Raw genomic sequence first — 20,325 nt, 5'->3', positions numbered from 1 at the left:
CACGCCCGCGGTGAGCAGAGCCAACCGGTCGAGCCCGTTGGCCGACCGCAGCGCATCGAGTGCCTCACCGGTGATGTCCTCGTCGGCGGGCACCGGCAGACCGGCGGCCAGTGCCAGCGCGGTCACCAGTTCGCGGTGGCCCCAGTCGGCGGTGTCGACCAGCTGGCGGCGGGCCTCCAGCTGCGAGCCGTCCACCCCGACCGGCCGGGACAGGGTGCCGTCCGGCCGGCCGTCGCGGAACTCCATGAACGCCGAGCGCAGGGCCTCGATCTGCTTCTTGGACAGCCCGAGCGCGATGAGTTCGTCGGTGTGCAGGTCGTCGAACCGGGCGATCGAGGTGACGCCGGCCTCGACCAGGGTCCGGTAGATCGTCGCCCACTGCAATGGGGTGAGGGTGTCGGGCAGGTGGTCGGCGAGTTCCTCGATGCGGTCCTCACCGTTCCACATCGCCTTCTCGGCGGGGTGCAGCGTCTCCTGGACGGCGCGCAGGTGGTCACGGACCGTCGTCCACACGTTCCCGGTGTTCTCGTCGAGACCCGCGACGGCGTTCTCCCGCTCCGACTGCTCGGTGCGGATGTCGTGGCCGAGGCCCTTGGCGGCCTCGAAGCCATCGAGGGCGGCGTCGATCTCGGCGAGGCTCTTACCGTGCCGGGCGGCCAGGTCCGCGCGGGTGAGCCCGGTCGCGTAACCGAGCACGATCCGCAGCTCGTCGGGGTTCAGCGCGGTCAGCCACAGTTCCGAGTCGGCGTCGGTGGCACCGGCGGCCATCCGGACGACCACGGTGAGGGTCGCGGCGAACTCGCCCGCGTCCATGCCCAGCCGGCCGGCCAGCTCGCTGGAGTGGTCGAAGGCCCGCCCGGCACGCTCGAACTCGGCCTGCATCGCCTGAACCTGTTGGGACGTCGGGGTCCTGCGGACCAGGTCGCGGTGCGGGGCCAGCGCCAGGACGCGGGCGTTGGCCTCGGCGTGCTGGACGGTCGTGGGTGTCTGCGTGACGTCGAACTCGGTGATGTCACGCCGCAGCTGCTCGTTCTGCTCCTCCGTCAGGCCCGGTACCGGCTCGCCGAGTCCGGCGAGCGCGAGCCGGGTCAGGTCGTAGCGGCCGGCGAGCGGACCGTTCACGTCCACCGTGCCGACCGTGTCGCCCAGCTGGGTGACCGACTTGCTGGGGCTGTTCTGCCGCTCGGTGGTGGAGGCGTTCTGCTTGGCGGCCAGCTCCTGCTTCATCCTCTGCTGCTGCGCCGCGTCGTGCATCGCACTCGCGTTGCGGGTGGTGGTGGGGCGGCCGGTCGGCGCGGTGACCTTCGCGACGGTGTAGACCACCGGCCCGGACTGCACCAGCGAGTCGCCGAGCGACAGCAGATCCGTCGTCTCGCCCGGCTCTCCGGCACGCGCCACCCGCATCTGCTCCTGCAGGTCGTCGTTCCGGTGGCCACGCCGGCCGACTCGCCACTGCTGGTAGCCGCCCTGATCGATGATCGACTGCCGGTCCTGTTCGGACTGCTTGGTGACCCGATCCAGGATGGCCTTCGCCGCCGGGCTGTTCTCGTCGAGCCCCTTGGCCCTGATCTCGGCGGCGGCCAGCGTAGCGGCGTCACCGCCGAGGGGGAAGTTGAAGCCCCGGGTAGCGCGCGGGGAGGCGATGGTGATCATCCCGGGCTGACCGGCGCGCGCCTCGATCAACGGCACATCCGCCTTCGGGGTCTCACTGGTGAGCATCTGGTAGCGGGTGCCGGGCGGCAGATGGGCCGCGACCGCATGTGCGGCCTCCGGGGACTCCACGAAAATCTGCTGCGGCCGACCGGTACGACGCGCGTTCGCCGCAGCGGTGGCGGCGAACAGCTCGGCGTCGCCCCCGGTCTCGAACAGCATCGCGTCGTTCACCGTCAGCAGCGGCTCGTGCTCGGGGGCGATCACCAGGCTGTGCTTGCCGTAGAGCTCGAGGAAACCTGGACCATCCGGGGTGCCGGTCATGCCGCCGGAACGGTGCCCGCTGAAGATCTCCTTCGGGGTGATCTGGTCGATGATCGTGGAGTCCGGCCCCAGCTCCATGTCGTGCTTCTGGCGCAGCGCGTTGTCCAGCAACGCACCGAACCGGCTGTTCGGACGCACCGTGTCCTGCCAGCCGAGCGGGTTGATCATCAGGTCGTCGGTGTTGTAGTCGCGGCCCGGCCTCAGGGCGTGCTCGGCGGTCAGCACCGCTTCCACCGCGGCACGCAGTGGCTCGTTCTTCTTCAGCTTCAGGTTCTTCCCGGTCAGCTTGGAGGCCTTCTTGACCCCGGCCTTGGTCAGCTGGGCATGCGACCGGTCGGACACCTGGAAGTCGGGCTTCGGCTGACCCTCGTTGCGCTGCAGCTGCGGCGCAACCTTCGCCGCCGTCGCCAGGTCGTCCGCGTGCTTCGGTGGGCCGATCCCCTCCTCGGCCGTGACCAGCGGTTCGTCGCTCTGGTGGACACCGATGAGGTCGGCCTCGTCGGCGATCACGAACGGCTTGCGGTCACCCAACACCTCGGAGCCTGCCGGAGCCGTGCGGTCGCGCACGATGTCGTGGCCGTGCTCGACGTAGTGGGTGTAGGTGACGTCGTTGCCCCACTCCGTCTTCTTTTGAGTGCCGTGGAGACCGGCTTCGTTGAGGCCGGCCCGGTATCCCAGCTTCCCGAGGATCGGGGAGACCTCGTCATAGTCAGCCTTGGCGCGGTCGGCGGTGTGCGTCTCTACCGCCACACCCTCGCTGGTACCGGCCCGTCTCTGGCGAATCAGCTCCGCCACGACGGCGCCCGGCGCGCTCAGCGTCTTGCCACCGCTCGGCGGCAGGCCGGCGATCATCTCGTGTGCGATGACCACCGCGGTCTGCATCTGGCTCTTGTAGAGCACCTTGCCGGTTTTCAGGAGGACGGCGGCCTTCCACGCCGCTACCCCGGCGACCACCGGGTCGTACGGCGAGTCCGGCCTCTCGGCGTCCCGGAGCCACGCGTTCAGCTGCTTCCAGCCCATGCCCACGAGCTCGGAAACGCGGAGCTGCTCGGCCTCATCGGCCTTCTGCTCGACCTCGGCCCGGGAGAGCGGCGGCGCGCTGGGGTCGGCCCCCTGGCCGGGCTTGGTCGTGTCCGCCGGTTCCGGGTCGCGCCCGGGTGCGTTCGAAGCCGGTTCACCCGGGGCCACGGTGGTCTTGCGGTTCTCCTCGCCGGCGCCGCGCTCGCCCGGCTTGGCGTGCTGTGCACCGACGTACTCGCCGATCAGGTCGGACATCCTCGGCGCATCCGGGTTCTTGCCGGCGCCGATCTCGGTGAAGCCCACGGTGTTCCTCGGGGCCTCGTTCGTGACCTGGTGGCCGTCGAAGAACTCGGCCTTCCCGGTCCACGGGTTACGCCAGGCGAAGATCATGTGCCCGACGTTCGGGCCGGCGCCCTTCATCCACACGATGAATCGGGTGCCAGGCATGGCGTAATCGATCCGCTGCTGGACACCGGCGGCGCCCGTCGCGGCCGTGTGGCCGTTGAGGTTGTTCTCCGCGTGAGCCTGCTGGCCGTCGGTGACCTGCTCCCAGGGCTGCGCCGGGCGGACCGTGGACGGGTCGACGTCGTGCGGGTTGCGGGTGTGGATCCGTGCCTGGGTCTCGCAACCACAGTTCTGCTCCGGGCCGGGACGTTGCGCGGCGGTGTCGGTGGTCATGCTGATCGGACGCTCACCAGCCACGTCGCGGGGCCGTGCCTTGATGCTGTAGGGCATTCGGGAGCCGTCCTCGGCGAACGGCGTCAGCTTGCTGAGATCCGCCCGCCAGCCCAGGAGCAGCCGCACGAACTGGGGCTTGGAGCTGAACGAGAAGCCCCCGCTCTTCAGGTTCAGGTGCACCGCGAGCCCCGGCTGGAAGCCGATCACGATCTCGCCCGCCGCGGCGACCGGGGCGTTCTCGCCGAGGATCGCCCGGTGCCCGACGAGACGCCCGAACTCGAAGTTGGGCTTGGCCACGTACATCCGTGCCTGTCCGTCGACGACGAAGGACCAGAGCCCCTGCTCCAGCGGCAGACCGGTGCCTGCCCGGTAGAAGCGGCCGTCGTCGTTCACGACGATGCGTTCGGACTCCGGGGGCTCCCGGTCGCGCACGACGCGTGACGGGTCGCGCTCCTGCAGCCGCGGTACTAGTTCGAGCTTCGGCTCGTCGCCGGTGCCGTGCTCGCTCTGACGGGCGCCGACGTACTCGCCGACCTCGTCGGCCATCCTCGGCGCGTCGGGGTTCTTGCCGCCGTCGATCTCGGTGAAGCCCACGGTGTTGTCCGGGGCCCTGTCGGACACCTCGTGCCCGTCGAAGATCTGGGTCTTCTCGGTCTGCGGGTGCTTCCACCCACCGACCACGTGACCGGGCTGACCCTCAGGTCCCTTCAGCCAGAGCAGGAACTTGGTGCCGGGTGCGGCACCGTCCAGCCACTGGTGGAACTGGTCGGAGTCGGCCTTCTCGGTACGACCATCGAGGGTGTCCTCCGCGGTCTTCTGGACCTCGTCGGTCTTCTGGTCGTGGTATCCCGCCTTGCGTACCCCGTCCGGATCGACTGAGCCCGGGTCGTCGCGCATGACGCGTTCGATCGACTCGCAGCCGCAGTTCTTGTCCGCGCCGAGGGGTGCTTCGGCGTCCTTCGTGCTGCCGCCGGACTGCTCGTCCGGGCGGTGAACTGAGGGTTCTCCGTGTGTGTCCTGTCCTGGGCGGACCTCCTCGCGTGCGGGTGTGGACGGGTCGCTGCTCTGTCCTGGCCGGTCTCCCTTCTTCGCGGCGGTGTTGTCGGGGGTCGAGTGGGTCGGGGGCCCCTGCTTCGGTGCCTTGTCCAGCTGGCTCACCGGGTCATGTCCCTCGGTACCGAGCTTCTGTGGGGCGCCCGCGTGTTGCCCCGTGCCGGGCTGACCGCCCGGGGTGTCGGCCGCCATCGACCCGCCGTCGCCACCGGAACCAACCGAACGCTGCACGGACGAACCGGCCGGGCTGGGCGGTGTGGCCGGGTCCTGGCCCTGACCACCGGGGCCGTGACCGTCCCCGCCACCACGTGGCTGAACGCTCGAGTGGTCGCCGCCGGAGGTGGCGCCGGCGGCACCGGGTGCGCCGGCCTGGCCGGCCTGATGCGACTCGCCCGGGGTGCTCGGAATGCTCGGAGTGCTTGCCGGGGTGGCGGGCTTGCTGTCGCCGCCAGCCGCCGGCACGCCCTGGCCCTGTGCGGCCTGCCCCGCCGAACCGGCCTGGTTCTGCCCAGCCGCTTGACCCGCCGAACCGCCCTGGGACTGCCCGGCCACCTGACCGGCGGTCCCGCCAGAACCGGCCTGGCCCTGCCCGCCCGCTTGACCCGCCGAACCGCCTTGGGCCTGCCCGGCGGTCCCGGCCGGACCGACCTGGCCTTGCCCGGCCACCTGACCCGACGGCACGCCCTGGGCCTGCCCAGGCGCCTGACCCGCCGAACCACCCTGGACCTGCCCGGCCACCTGACCGGCGGTCCCGGCCGAACCACCCTGGCCCTGGCCGGCGACCTGACCCGAGGGCAGGCCCTGGCCTCCGGTCCCGGCCATCGACGCGGTGCCCGGGCTCACTCCTCTGGGGATCCCGCCGGACGGGGCATCCTTGACCTCGCGGATCACGCCATTCGAGTCACCCACGAACAACCGAGGCTCAGGCGGAATCCCACCAGACGCTGCGTCCCTGACCTCGCGGATCACGCCATTCGAGTCACCCACGAACAACCGACGCCCGGGCGGGATCCCGCCAGACGGGGCGTCCCTGACCTCCCGGATCACGCCATCCGAATCACCCACGAACACCCGACGCCCAGGCGGAACCCCACCAGACTCAGCGTCCCTGACCTCCCGGACCTCGCCCTTCGAGTCGACCACGAACCGAGCCCTGCCGCTGCCGCCCTGGCGTACCTCGGTGGTGCCGGACTCGCCGGGCAGGAGACTCATGATCGAGGGCCGGGTGGTGCTCTTTCCGCCCGTGAGCACCAGTGCCTGCATCTGCGAGCCCAGGTCCGAACCTGGTTTGACGCGGTTCACCACCGCGTGCGACGCGAGCGGCATGGCGAGCATGCCCCAGCCCATCAGGATCTGACCGGCCCTGTTCCAGTCCCAGGGCGCGCCGCCTCGCAGATCGGAGATGTAGCGGTAGGTGGCGTCGCCGCTGAGGTAGACGAAGTCGGCCATGGCAACCCCGTTGGCCACCCTGAAGGACTTCATCGAGGAGATCTCGAGCGCTCTGGCCGCGTTGGTGGCGGCGAGAAGCTCGTTTCCGGCCTTCTGGGCGGCGAGCGCGCCCGCGCCGAGTTTGGTCACGGCGCCCGCGACACCCAGGGTGCCGAACGAGATGAGGTCACCGCCGAGGCCGAGCCAGGCGTTGCGTGCCTCGGTGCCGATGGGGCCGGAGGCGAACGGGTTGAGGCTCAGCCCGTGGTCGGCCATGTTCTGCAGGTGCTTGATCTCGTTGACGGCGCCCACCGTCCCGGCGGCCCCCATCATCCCGAGACCGACGGCGGTGGCAGCGGTACCACCGATGGGGGTGGTCAGGATGCCGCCCACGACCATCGGGATGCCGAGGACGTAGGCGCCGTACTTGTCCCACCAGCTCGGTGCCTCGTGCCCACCGCCGACGTAGTTGCCGCCGGTGCCGCTGCCCGTCCAGTCCTTCGACGTGGAGATCTTGGTATCCACGCCGTACAGGTGGTTGTTCTCGTAGAAGTCGTCGAAGCCGTTGTAGCGCTCACCGCTGCGGTCGAAGACCTTCACCTCCCACGCGGGCTTCGGCTTCTCACCCGGGGGGTGGCCGACCTTGGCCTCGTAGAAGCCCGAATGGGTGTCCGGGGGCGTCCGGTAGGTCTCGCTGAACGACCAGTCCGCGACGACCTTGCCGTCGACCTCGACCAGGACGATGTTCCCGGAGACCTTGCCCTTGCCGTCGTGGTCCTCCCGGTACTCACGCATCTTGTCGATGGGCGCGCCCAGCTTCTTCTGTTCGTCCTCGGTGAGGTTGTTGATGTCCTTGATCCCGATGGCCTTCAGGTACTGGTTCTTGACGCCTTCCCGGTCGGTGATGCCCTGGGCGGCGAGCTCGGCGCGACGGTCGGCGTCGGTCTTGCCTGGTGTCAGCGGCCGGCCGTCCTTGTCCAGCAGCAGGCCGCCCTGGTTGAAGGTCTTCGCCAGAACCTCGTCGTCCTTGGCCGAGGCGTTCTGGGCGCCCTCGAAGTACGCCGAGCGCGCCCCGAAGTACAGGTCGGGGTGCCCGGAGGAGGGCAGCGGGATGTCGCCGAGCCCGCTGCGGGGATCGCGTGAACCCTGGTCGCGGGCGAGGGTGTTGTAGTTCAGCCCGGCCAGGCCGGCCAGCGGCTTGTAGTAGTCCTTGGCCAGCTTCTGCTGGTACTTGCTGTCGGACTTCTCCATCTCGCCGGTCAGCTTCTCGGCGTCCTTCTGCAGGTTGTCCCACTGGACGAGCTTTCCGGCGAGCTTGTCGTCGCCGGCTTCCCTGACCGCGTCGAGGTCATCGCGGCGCTGTTCGTCCCGGGACATGGTGACCCCACCGGGCAGGTCCTTCTGCAGCTTCTCGATGTTGCTCTGAACGGTGTCGAGCGCGGCCTTCTTCGCATCGAGCCGGTCGGACCAGTCGTTCATCTCCTTGGCCTGCTCGGGGGTGGCCCCGCCGGCCTTCGTCAGCTTGTCGTTCTCGGTGTGCCAGTCGCCGGACTCCTTGTTCAGCGCCTGGGTGCGGGGCAGCATGCTCAGGCCGGCGACGGTCGCGGCGCTGCCCTTCGCCCGCTCGTCGAGGGTGAGCTCCTTCGGCTTGCCGGTGGCCGGGTCGATGCCGAACTTGGGCAGCTTGTCCTCGTAGAAGCGCTTCTGGGCGTCCTGCAGGCGCTCGCCCTCGGTCTGGCCGACCACCCCGGGCTTACCGCCGAGGTCCTGGTCGCTCTCGCTGGTCGCCGGCCGGTAGGACAGGCCGCTGATGCCGTCGACCAGCGCGCGGGCGCCCGCGTACTCCTGGTCCATCTCCAGCGCCTTGTCGATCACCTTCAGGTGCGGCTGCAGCTCGTCGAAGCCGATCTTGCCCGCGTTGTACTGCTTCTGGGCGGTGATCGCGTCCTGCAGGCCGGGCAGCTGGTCCTGCAGTGCGGCGCTGCGGCGCTGCAGGGTGTCCAGCGCGCCGGCGACCTTGAGGACCGCCAGGTCCTTCTGGCCCTGGGTGAGCTGCGGCAGCGCGTCGGAGTACTGCTCCCAGAACTTGGTGCCGTGCGCCTTGTCGTAGTCCTGCAACAGCTTCTCGCCGGCCGGATCCAGCGGCGGCAGCGGGTCGCCCGGCTTGACCCCGAGCGGGGCGAGCGCCTGGTAGATCTGCTTGTCGACCTCGGTGTTCTGGCCCGGCCGCAGGAAGGTGGGATCGATGCCGCCCATCCAGGAGGCATGCGGGTCGCCCACCCAGCCGAGGTTCTTCAGCCCCGGGCTGGCCTTGCAGTTCTGGTCGGTCTCGCAGCCGTAACCGTCGTTGCCGGTGATCTTGCCGTGCTCGTCGACGGTGGGGAACAACAGGTAGCCGGGGCCTTCGAGGCGCCCGCCCGTGGCGTTGGTGCTGTCGCAGCCCGCGCCCGAACAGACCGTGCCCCCGCCCTGGCCGTAGACCATGCCGAAGTGGCAGCCACCCTTGGCCGAGTCGCACTGGGCCGTGTTGCCCTTCTCGAACGGGTCGACCCACTTCTGGACCTTGCTGTCCGGCATGTGGTACGGGTCTTCGGGGCCGTGGAACGTGATCACCGCGGGCTGGGTCGGCTTCTCGCCCTTCTTGACCATCGGCTCGACGAGGCTGACGTCCTTCAGCTCGCCCACCTGGTTCATGCCCTGGGGGCGGGTCAGGTTGCAGTCGCCGTCACAGCCCAGCGAGCCGCCCTCACCCTTGCCGTCGGGGGTGACCACAGCGAGCCCGTTGCCCTCGCCGACGACCTTCTCACCGACCTGCTTCTCGCCCGGCTTGTAGGTCTTCACACCGTCCTTGACCGGGCCGATCTTGCCGCACATGCTGTTGCACTTGTAGATGTCTTCCTTGATGTCCTCGTCGTTGTAGACCGGGATCTTGTGGCTGGCGTCGACCTGCTTGATGCCGTAGCCCTCGTTGAGCTGGATCTCACCGGTCTGGCCGCCGCCGAGGTCGTAGTAGCCCGGGGTGTCGACGCCGCGGGTGAGGACGACCGTCCAGTTGTCGCCGGGGTTCTCCCCGTTGCCGTCCGAGGTGATGACGTCCTTGCCGTCCTTGCCGACCTGGAGGACGACCTTGCCCTTGCCGGCGAAGCTGTAGTTGCCCGGGCCTGCCTGGCCGTCGCGGCCGGTCATCATGGTCTGGCTGCCGGCGACGTCGATGTGGTCGGTGAACTTGCCCTTGCCGAGGTCGAGGTTGCTGACGTCGCCCTCGCAGCCACCGTTGCAGGTGAAGCTGAACGGCTCGCCGTCCTTGCCGCCGAGGCGGCCGGAGTTGGTGGTCTCCCGGTGGCCGTCCTTGAAGTTCATGGTGGAGCCGGTGGCGCCGTCGTGGACGTTGCCCTTGCCCTGCATCCAGTAGTAGCCGTTGCCCTCGGAGTCGGCGGCCAGTGCACAGCTGGTGTTCGACGTGCAGGTGCTCTTGTCCTTGCCGGGCGCCGTGGTCTGGGTGACGGTGCCGTCACCGTCGCGACCGAAGGTGATCGTCCCGTCGCCACCGCCCTTGACCGGGTTTCCACCCGCCTTGCACTCGGGGCAGTCGGTGACCTCGATCTTGCCCTTCTCGGTCTTGACGACCTTCTGGACGCCGCCCTTGCCGTCGGTCTGGAAACCGGTCAGCGTGTCGCCGTCGTCGAGGACCTTGTCCAGGGTTTCGCGGTCCCAGTTGTTGTAGCCGTACTTGTTGGTGACCTTCGCCCAGTCGCTCGGGTTCAGCCCGTCCACGGTCTTGGACTGGAGGGGCTCCATCGCCTTGTGGTCGCGGCCCTCGAGGGTGATGGTGCCCCGGCCGTAGTGGGTGAGGTTGCCCAGGTTCCCCAGCCCGTCTCGGCCGGACATCATGTTCGAGGTGCCTTCGAGGTCGATCTTGTCGGTGAACTTGCCCTTGCCGAGGTCGTAGTTGCTGAGCGTGCCGTCGCAGCCGCCGTTGCAGGTGAACTCGAACGCCTTGCCCTTGGTGTTGCCGAAGCTGCCCTCGTTGAGGTTCGGGGTGGTGCCCCCGGCCGGTCGCGAGTCCTTGTAGTGCAGGTCGGAATCGGTGATGCCGTCGTGGACCTTGCCGGTGCCCTTGACCCAGTACTTGCCGTCCCCGTCACCCTTGTCGTTTCCGGTCAGCCCGCAGCCGAGGCTCATGTCGCACGTGTGGTCCCCCTTGCCCTCCTTCGAGGTGCGGCTGCCCGCGACGCCACCGTCGGAGTTGATGGTGATCTTCGTGCCGCCGTCGCCGGTGAACGACTCACCGGCCTTGCACTGGGGGCAGTCGGTGACCTGGACGTCGCCGTCGCCCTTCTTGCTGTAGAGCTTGTAGCCGTCCTTGGTCTTCACGACGAGGTCGCCGGACTCGCCGTCCTTCAGGCCCTTCATCCACGCTTCGGGGTCCTGGACCTGGTGCCTGGCCCGTGCGGCCGCCGCCGCGCGGGCGGCGGCGAGCTGCTCGTTGTAGGACGGGCCGGTCTTGACGAACCCGGTGGCGGACTCCTGCTCCTTGGTGAAGCCGGAGCAGTCGCCGAAGCACTGCACCTTGGCGGCCGCGGCACGGGCGTCGGCCTGCGCCTGCACACCGCAGCTGCCGCCGCCCGCCTTGTCGCCTCGGCAGGTGCCCGAGGCGTCGGCCTTGCCGTAGCCGGAGGGCTGGTCGGGGTTCGCCTTGCTGGCGCGCACCTGGTAGGAGTCGTGCGCCTCGGCGTGCGCGCTGTAGGGGTTGGTGCAGTTCTTGGCGCCCTTGCAGGTCGCGGAGGCCTGTGCCTGACCAGCGCCCGCGGTGGCCTTGGCCATCACCTGGACCATGCCGCCGCCGTTGTCACCCTCCTCGGAGCCGTGCGCGTCGGCCTTGGCCCAGTTCGCCCCGGAGCGTGCCCGGTCCGAGGCGCTGGCCTCGAACCTGTAGTGGCACTTGGTGCCCTCGGTGCCCTGGCAGGTGGCGCCGGCGAGCGCGCTGCCGTCGCCGGAGGCCCCGACCTGCACCCCGCCGCCGCACTGGCCGTTCTTCGCCGGGCCGCAGTCGGCGGTGGCGTCGCCCTTGGCGGCGCCGACCTTGGCGTTGCCCTCGCTGTGGCCCGTGCAGCCCTCGGCACCACCGCACTGGAACGAGGTCTGCGCCATCTCCGGGGAGGCGGTGGCGGAGCTGCCGGCTATGCAGCCGGCGGCGGTGTCACAGCTGGTGGTGGTCTTGGCGTGCACGTTCGGCGAACCGACCGAGTCGCTGTGGCTGACCGCGTGGACCGGGCAGCCCTTGGCACCGTCGGTGCAGCTTGCGGTCATGTTCACGGAGGTGCTGGCGAACCGCTGCGCCTCCGGTACGTCCGCGGCGCTGGACGCGGTGGAGACGCTGGCGCGGATACCGGCCTGGCACTTCGTCTTGCCGTCGCAGGCGGTGTTGCCGTCGCCGTCGCTGCTGCTGTGGTGCTCGCCCTGGCCCGCGGCGGCGTTGGCCTTGCCGGTGACCTTGCCGGTGCAACCGGCGTCCGGGCAGACGATGCTGGAACCGGTCTCGGCGGTGCCGGAGACCCCGGGGATGGGCGTGCCCTCGTTCTTCTTGTCGCTGGACGCGTCGGGCTGGGTGTGCTGGCCCGAGTCGCGCATCAGGGTGGTGGTGACGTCGCTGGTGGACGCGCAGCCGCCGGTGCCGGCGGTGCAGGTGGCGTCGGTGTGCGCGGTGCCGGGGGTACCGGAGGTGTCGCCGGTCGTAGTGGCCTTGCAGTTCGGGCCCGCGCACTGGGCGACGGCGGTGGACTGCGACCAGGTGACGGGGAGCTGGTCTTCCGGGATCGGCTTCTTGATCGCCTCAGCCGCGTCCGCGGCGGCCTTGGTGGCCTGCTCGGCGGTCTTCGCGGCCTTGCTCGCGGCCTCGCGCTGCGCGTCGGTCGCGCCGGGGGCGGCGGCGGCCTCCTCGGCCTTGGCCGCGGCGGCCTTCGCGTCGGTGGCCTGCTGCGTGATCTGCCGGACCTGCGCGGTGTTCTGCTCGGTGTAGATGTCGGCGACGACCTGGCCGGATGCGGCGCTCGAGGTGGAGAGCGCCTGGCAGGCGGACCCGGTGGAGTCGCACGTGCTGGTGGTCTTGCCGGTGGCTTCGGCGGTGGTGTTCGCCGCCGGAGGGCCGCGGGATCCGGTGCCGCCGCCTCGGTGGTCATCGGCGGTGATGCCGGTCGCGGAGCTGTGCGGGGTGCCCTTGCAGGCGGTCTGCCCGTCGCAGTTCAGGTTCGCCCACGCACTCGTCCAGCTGGAGGCACCCGCGACGGACGAGCCGCCGGAGGAGGCCGAGGAACCGGGGGCGGTGGCCGGCTGGTTGGGCTGCTCGCCGGAGCCGCCGTCCTGGCCGCCCTTGCCGGACTGGGAGGCGTTGGTGGCGTTCTTGCCGTTCTGGGCCTGCTGGTTGCCCTCACCGGACCGACCGCCGACCTGGGACTCGTTCTGGGTGGCGTTGGCGGTGGGCTGGTCGGCCACCATCGGCTTGATCGAGTTGGCATCCGGGCCGGACGAGGCACCACCGTTGATCACCGAGGTGCAGGTCCCGCCGACCACACCGCCGCAGGAACCCTCGGCCCGGTTGCCCCGCGCCTGCTCGGAGACCGACGGGTCCGTGCCGGTGACGGTGCCCGACAACTTCCCGCCGCAGGCACCGTCGGACTCGCACATCATCTTCCCGCCGATGCTGCTGGCGGCGGACGGGCCGGCGGGCAGGCGCTTGTCATTGACGGCCGCGTCCTCGCCCGCGTAGCTCAGTGCGGCGCCGGGGCCGGTGGTGGCGTTGGACAGCGTCTGGACCTGGCAGGTCTGGGCGCCCGCTTCGCAGCCGACAGTGCCGGTGGAGGTGCGGGGCCTGCCACCGTCGACGGCGCCGTCCCAGGCGGCGGCGGTCGTCGTCGCGGTCCCCGCACAGCTGGTGGACCTGCAGTCCACCGACGCCGACGCCCTCGATGTCGAGGTGGGGCCGGTGGTGGGCTGGCCCTTCAGCGGCTGACCGGTCTTCGGGTCGGTCCTGACGAAGTCCGGGGCGCTGGAGCCGTCCGAGGAGGCCTGCCCGAGACAGCCGCCGCCGCGCACCGTGCACTCGGCGGTGTCCGACGACCCTCTGCGGTCCTTCGACACATCGGTGTCCAGCGCGGAGGTGGCCGCGTGTGCCTTGCCGCCGCACTCGGCCGCGTTGTCGCAGCGGACCTGCGAGTCGGCGTTCGAGACGCTCACGACACCCGCCGGGACCTGCGTGCCGTCCTCGCGGGTCCGCTCCTGCCGGTAGGACACGGTGGTCTCGGCGACCGAACCGCAGGTGCCGCCGACGCCGTGGAGCTCGCAGCTGTCGGTGCCATCGCTGTCCCGGGTGCCCTGCACGTCACCGGTGGCCTGCCCGGAGGTCTTCCCGGTCCCCGACGCTGTGCAGTCCGCCGAGTCGCAGGTCAGCGTGGCGGTGGTCGTGGAGTGCGCGGACAGGCCCTTGCCCAGCTCCGCGACCGGGTCGGTCGGGGGTGCGGGCTTGACGGTGCCGTCGGGGTCGTAGGCGGTCGGCGTGAACTCCGGCTGCTGCCGGCCGGCGTTCGTGACCGAGGAGGACGAGTCGCTCGCGCAGTCCCCGCTGGTACCCGACGCGCTGCACTCGTGGTGGGCGTCGGTCGCGCGGGTGGCGGTCTTCCCTGCGGTGTCGCTGCCGCCGGCGGTGACCTGCGCGGCGGTCGCGGTGGTGCCCTTGCCGGTGCAGCCCTGGGTCTCACAGTCCACCGACGAGTGGGTCAGTACCTCGTCCTCGTCGTCCCCGAGCCCGGAGGACGACGTGCAGGCGCCGCCCTTGACGTCGCAGGCGGCGGTACCGGAGCGGGTGCGGTTGTCGGTGTTGGTCTTCGCCGGGGTCTCCGCGCCGACACCGGCCTGCTGGGCCGGGGTGGTCGTCGTGTTCTCGGTCTTGCCACCGATGGTCGTGGTGGCGTTGCCCGAGCAGTCCTTGGCGCCGAGGGCGCAGTGCACGGAGGCCTCGGCGGTCGGGTCGACCCGCGAGCTGGTCCGCTGCTCGCTCGGGCCGAAGAGGAACTCGACCAGCCAACCGCGCTGCCCGGTCTTCTCGTCGACCCCGGAGCGCACGGTCGTGGTGGTGTCGCAACCGGCCGAGGACGCCTGGCAGTGGGCCTTGCTGGAGGCCTCTCCGTTGGCCTTCGCGCGGGCGGCGGCCTGGGCCGGGGTCTCATCGGCCGGCGCTGTCTCGGTGGCGCGGCGGCCGGTGGAGTCACCGGTGCACTCACCGGTGCGGGTGCTGCAGTCCGAACCGGCCTCGGTGGCGTTCGCGAAACCGGTCAGTGCGCAGTCCTTGGTGCAGGTACCGGACGTCCGGGAGATGCCGGTGGTCTTACCCGCCGCGAGGTCCCGCGCGTCCGGTGCGGTGGGGAGCTCCCCACTCTCCGCGCAGCCACCGCGTGCCTGGCAGAAGGTGTCCACACCCCGGCTGTCCACCGAGCTGGAGGTGTTGCATTCGCCGGCGCCGCAGCTGGTCTGAGCGGTGATCTTGCCTGCCTCGGTGCTGGTGGCACAGCCCTTGTCGACATCGCACGACGCCGACGCGGTTCGGTCACCGGCCGTCGACGTGCTCGCACAGCCGGACACACCGATCAGGCAGAGACTCTCGTCCTGGGCGACCTTGCCGGTCTTCGGGTCGATCGCGGCGGTCGAGCAGGACCCGAACGAACCGGAGTTCGCACACGCCGCGCCGGCACCGTCCCGGCCGGCATCGGCGAGGTTGCCGTTGCCGTACCCGGTGGCCTGCCGCAGCTGCGCGGTCTGTTCGTACACGGTGTCGCGCTGGGTGTTGTACTCGGCGACCTTCTGGTCATAGGCGGCCTGGGTGATCTTCCCGGCGTCCAGCTGCTCCTTGCTGGCGGCGAGACCGGTCTTCGCGGTGCCCAGCTTCTGCTGCCCGGCCACCACATCGGTGATCAGCTGGGCGTCGTACGGGTCGATCGTGGCGGCGGAGGAATCCGCCTTGGTCTGCAACGCCTTCTGGGCGGAGACCTGCTGGTCGTATGCGGCCTGGGTGATCTTCCCCGCGGCCAGCTGCTGCGTGGCGGCGTCCAGGCTCTTCTGGCCCTTGACCACCGCGAGCCGGTCGTCCAGCGCCTGCTGCGTGTAGTTGGTGTCGTCGAAGTACGACGCGAACCTGAAACCGCCGCCGTTCGGATCAGTGTCCTCGCTCAGCAGCTCCGGGGGTGCGCGCGACCCCAGCGAGTCGGGCTGGCGGGTGCGCAGGGTGCCGTCGCTCAATGCGCACTCGGCGTCGGACTGGCATTCGGTGCCGGCGAACTGGCCGTCGTTGTTCAACGCCCATCCCTTCTCACCGGCTCCGTTCTGGGTGCCGGCCTGGGCGGCGCCGCTCTGGTCCGCACCTTGGCCGTAGCGGCCACCGTTCTGCAACGCGGCCAGCACGTCCTGGGCGGCGGCGGTCAACATCTCGCGTGCCTGTGCCCCGGCCTGCTCACCAGCCGTGGCGCCGACCAGTCCGGACACCAGATCGGTGACCCCGCCCAGGATCCGCGCGAAGTCCTCCAGGCCCGCCGTGCGCGTGCCGCCCTGAGTCTGGGAGGCGCCCGCGCCGCTTCCGGGCTGAGTGCCCTGACCGTTGCCCCGGCCCTGGCTGTTCTGCCCGCCGATGCCCAGCATGTCCAGCAGGTTCCCCACGAACTCGGTCACCGAGTCGGTGACCGCGCCGGCCAACCCACCGCCCTGGCCGGTCGTTGCCCTGCGCGCCGAGTCACCGGAGGCCTGCACACTGTTCTGTGCCCGCGGCTGTTTCTGGGAGCCGCTCTGGCTCAGCGAGTCGGTGAAGTCCTCCCGCAGCCGCGACAGGGCCTTCTCCGCCTTGCGGCCGGCCTTCTTCCCTGCGACATCGGTGACGACGCGGGACGCCGAGGTCACGAACCGCGACAGCACGTCGTCCAGGCTCTGCCGCCGAGAGTCGCGGCCCTCGTCGCTGCCGTTGCGCCCGGACTGACCCTGACCGGCGCTGCCCTGCTTCTGGCCGCCGGACAGCAGCTGCTCGAACAGACCACCCAGCACCTGCTGGGTCTGCTGACCGGCCTTGTCCCCCGCGACCCTGCCCACGATCCCGGACGCGGTGTTCACGAAGTTGCCCAGCGCCTCGTCCGCTCCCGGCCGCTGGCCCTGACCGTTGCCCCCGGCCTGGCCGACCCGCTTCAGCAGATCGGACACGAAGTCGTTGGTCAGCTGAGAGATGTCCTCGCCGAGACGACCCTTCGCGGAGTCGCCGCGGTGACCGGAACCGCCGCCCCGCGAGCCACCGCCGAGGATGTCGCCGAGCAGCCCGTCGACGAAGTCACCGATGCCGCCGAGCAACCCATCCACACCGCCACGCGCGTCGGCACCCCCGTCGTGGCTACCGGACTGGCCTTGACCGGCGGACCGACCCCGGCTCTGACCGCCGAGGCCGAGGCGTTCGAGCAGCTCCGAGACGAAGTCGTCGGTCAGCGTCGAGATGTGCTCGCCCAGGTTGCCGGCCTGGTCCGGGCGCCGGGTGGACTGGCCCTGGCTGTTCTGGTTGCCGGACAGCAGCTGCTCGAACAGGCCGGTCAGCGCCTGCTGGGTCTGCTTGCCCGCTTTGTCACCGGCAACCTCGCCCACGATCCCGGACGCGGTGTCGATGAAGTCCCCGATCGCCTCGGCCGGATCCTGCCGACCGCCCTGGCCGCGCTGACCCTGGCCAGCGGTCTGGTCGCCCTGGCCCTGACCGTCGGCCTGGCCGGGTCGGACGCCGCCCACCCCGAGACGCTCGAGCAGATCGGTGACGAAGTTGCCGGTCAGCTCGGAGAGGTCCTTGCCCAGGCTTCCTTTCTCCGAGTCGCCGCCCGAAGCGTGGTTCGAGTAGCCGTTGCGGCGGCCGGATACGCCCAGATCGTCGAGCAGCCCGTCGACGAAGTCATCGATGCCGTCACCCAGGCTGTCGTGGTCGTTGTCACCGTCGTTGTCATGGTGGCCCCGGCCGCTGGAGTCGCCGTGGCCGTTGCCCCGGTCGCCGCCACCCACACCGAGACGCTTGAGCAGGTCGGACACGAAGTCGCCGGTGAGGTCGCTGATGTCCTCACCGAGGTCGCTGCCCTGGCCGCTCTGGCCCTGGCCGCCGGTCTGGCCCTGACCACCCGGGCGCGAGCCGCTCTGGCCCTGGCTACTCTGCTTGCCGGACAGCAGCTGCTCGAACAGACCGGCCAGCGCCTGCTGCGTCTGCTTGCCCGCCTTCTCACCGGCAACCTCGCCCACGATGCCGGACGCGGTGTCGATGAAGTCCCCGATCGCCTCGGCCGGATCCTGCCGACCCTGACCCGGCTGGACGCCCTGACCGTTGCCCTGGCCCGCACCGAGACGCTTGAGCAGCTCGGCGACGAAGCCGTTCGTCAGCTTCGAGATGTCCTCGCCGAGGCCGCCGATCGCGGTGGTGCTCACCGGGCGCGCACCGCCGGGGCGGCCGGTGGCCGCGAGCTGCTCGTCGTCACCCTGGGGTGCGGTCTGCTTCGGGGTGGTCCGCTTGGTGTGCTGTCCGGCGCCCAGGATGTGGTCGACCAGCTTCTCGGCTTTGTCGGCCCACTTGGCGTAGGCGCCAGGGTGAGCGGAACGCTGTACGGCCTGCGCCGCGCGGGTCACGGACATCTTCTCCCAGCCCGCGACGTCGTTCAGGTGGGTGAAGAACTGGGTGGCGGCGTGGATCGGGTCGCGGACCTGGGCGGAGGTGCCCCAGCCCTGAGAGGGGCGCTGCTGGAACAGGCCCCGCGAGTCGCGGTCGCCGTGGTTGAGATTGCGGAGTCCGGATTCCTGCATCGCCGCGGCGAGGGCGATCCGCAGGCCGTCCTCCGAGATGCCCATCTTCTGGCCGGTGGCGATGATCTTCTTCGCGTTCGCGGCCTGGGCGGAGGTGATGCCCGCCGGGAGCGGGGTCGAGACGGTCTTGCTGTCAGGCTTGGTAGCGGTCTGCTTCGCCGGTGGGCCCCGCGCCTGCACGGTGTGGGGTCGCGTGGTGGTGGATGTGGTGTCGGCCGGGCAGCCGCCGATCCACGCGCAGAGCATCCGGGTCGGGTCGGTGTCCGGGGCGAGACCCGACGGGGTGTCGCCCTTGCCGGTAGTGGCCGGCGAGCCGGCGTTGGTGCTGTCGCCCATGCGCCGGCCTCGGGAGTCGATGTCGTTGCCGGTGCCGATCGCAACCGACACCTGCTCGGCCAGCTCGCCCAGCACCTGGCGGGTCTGAGCGCCGGCCCGCTGACCGGCGGTCGCGCCGACCAGCCCGGAGATCATGTCCACCACGCCGAAGAGCACCTGGTCGACGTTCTGTCCCGCGCGCACCGCGCGGCCGGGGCCAGAGGTGTTCGAGGAGGAGTTGTCGTCGGTGGGCCGGCCGTGACCGGTCTGCGCCAACCGCTGCTGCTCGTCGTCCGCTCCGGGGTTGTCGCCGGCGGGTGCGCCGCCACCGGTCACACCGAGACGCTTCAGCAGGGCCGCGACGAAGTCGTTGGTCAGCGTGGTCAGGTCCTGCTCGAGGCCACCGGTCTGAGCCGGGCCGGCGGGACGCCGGCCGCCCTGGCCCTGGTCGCCGCTCTTGCTCAGGGCCTTGTCGATCATCTTCAGGGTGCGGTCGAAGACCGAGTCCAGGAGCTCGCTCACCCCGGAGAGGTCTGTCTGACCGGCGCCGGCACGGTGACCACCTACGTGGCCCTGTGCGTCGCTCCTGATCTGACCGATGAAGTTGTCAACAGCCTTGCGAATCTTCGAGACGTCATCACGCTTGTCGTTCCGGGTGAGGTCACGCGGCGACGCCGGTGGGCCACGTGCCCCGTCGACCGCCAGCTCGCGGTGGGACAGCTGGGTGGGCTCCTCGCCCCGGGCCTGGCCGGTCCGGCCGGGCGGCCGGGCGTCACGGTCCGGGGTCATCCCTGCTGTGCCACCCGAGCCGGTGTGCTGGGGTGCGCGTTCGGCGGTCGTGGCCATCGTGGTGTTCGAACCGCCGTTGCCGGCGGCGCCCATCCCGGAGCCCTGACGCAGCTTCGCGCTCGCCTCGATCGCGGCGGTGACCTGATCGGTCAGTTCGGTCAGCTCCCGGCGAGTCGCGGTACCGGCCCGCTGACCCGCCACCGTGCCCACGATCCCGGACACCAGGTCGACGACACCCTCGAGGGCCTGGACCGCCTGGCCGCCGTTCGCACGGACGCCGTTCGCGGTGTTCGCCGACGAGGACGCTGCCGCGTTCTTGCCCTGCGCGGCGGCGAGATCAACCCACTGCTCGAGCTGAGCGGGGTCCACGGTCTGCCCGGCCGTCTCGTCGAGCCGCCGGCTCGCGCCGGGCACACCCGCCGAGGCCCGGCCGGAAACATCGCTCACTCGCTCGGCGACCTGATCGTCCGCGGCGTCCCGTTCCACGGCCTCGCCCTTCGCCAGGGCGTGGCGGGTCACGGTGCGCGCGTGCTTCAGCGACGCGTCCACGGTGTTGCGGGTCGCTTCCCGGATCGTCGCCGGGTCACCGGACCGGACCGCGCTGCGGAGCGTCGCGCTCTGCGCATCCGCCAGCTCGGCCGAACCGGCCGAGGGGGAACCCGGACCGCTACCGGTGAGTGCTGTCCCGATCCGCTCCAACAACCCCACGAGGAAACCGGCCGCCGAGTCCGACGGGCCGTCCGCGGCCGCGGGGCCGTCCGCGTGGCCACCCTTGGCCACGTCGGTGGCCGCGGTCTTGCTCGCCGAGGACCGGCCCGGCGACAACCACTCAGCGGCCGCGGCGTCGTACGACTCCGCATCCTCCATCGCCGGCGTCGTACCTGTCGCCGTCGAAGGCTTGACGCTGCCGCCGCCGAGCCAGGCGAACCCCGAGTCGTCGTAACCGGAGTCGCCGAGGCCGCTGTCGGAGTAGTCGGCCTTCGCCGTGTCGATCATCACCGCGACGGTCTTCACCGCGGCGGTGTGCGCGCCTTCGCCGTCGGCGACTGCCGACCCGCTGTGGGGCGCGCCGCTCATCGACACCAGCGTCGCGGCCGTCCACACCAGAGCGGCACCGAGCAGAACCTTCCCGAACGACAGCGAGCCGACCGTCGAGATGAGCCCGCGCAGCATCAGCGACACGACGGCGCGAACACGCCGCCTGCCTGCTGAGGTCAC

Annotated in this window: 1 protein-coding gene (cut by a window edge); it reads right to left on the bottom strand. The window is 70.8% G+C overall.

The window, feature by feature from the left end; all coding sequences use genetic code 11:
• Positions 1 to 20,325 carry the 5' end (the start) of a preprotein translocase subunit SecA gene (locus G406_RS47315; protein WP_156934928.1) on the bottom strand. It extends 23,952 nt beyond the left edge of the window, so the window shows 20,325 of its 44,277 coding nt (coding positions 1-20,325); the start codon lies at positions 20,323 to 20,325; its stop codon lies off the left edge, out of view.

Source organism: Actinospineispora spinosispora DSM 44797 (assembly GCF_000429025.1).
GTDB classification, from domain to species: Bacteria; Actinomycetota; Actinomycetes; order Mycobacteriales; family Pseudonocardiaceae; genus Pseudonocardia; species Pseudonocardia spinosispora.
The sequence above is the reverse complement of the archived record's forward strand: the minus strand, read 5'-3'. Positions and strand labels throughout refer to the sequence as shown.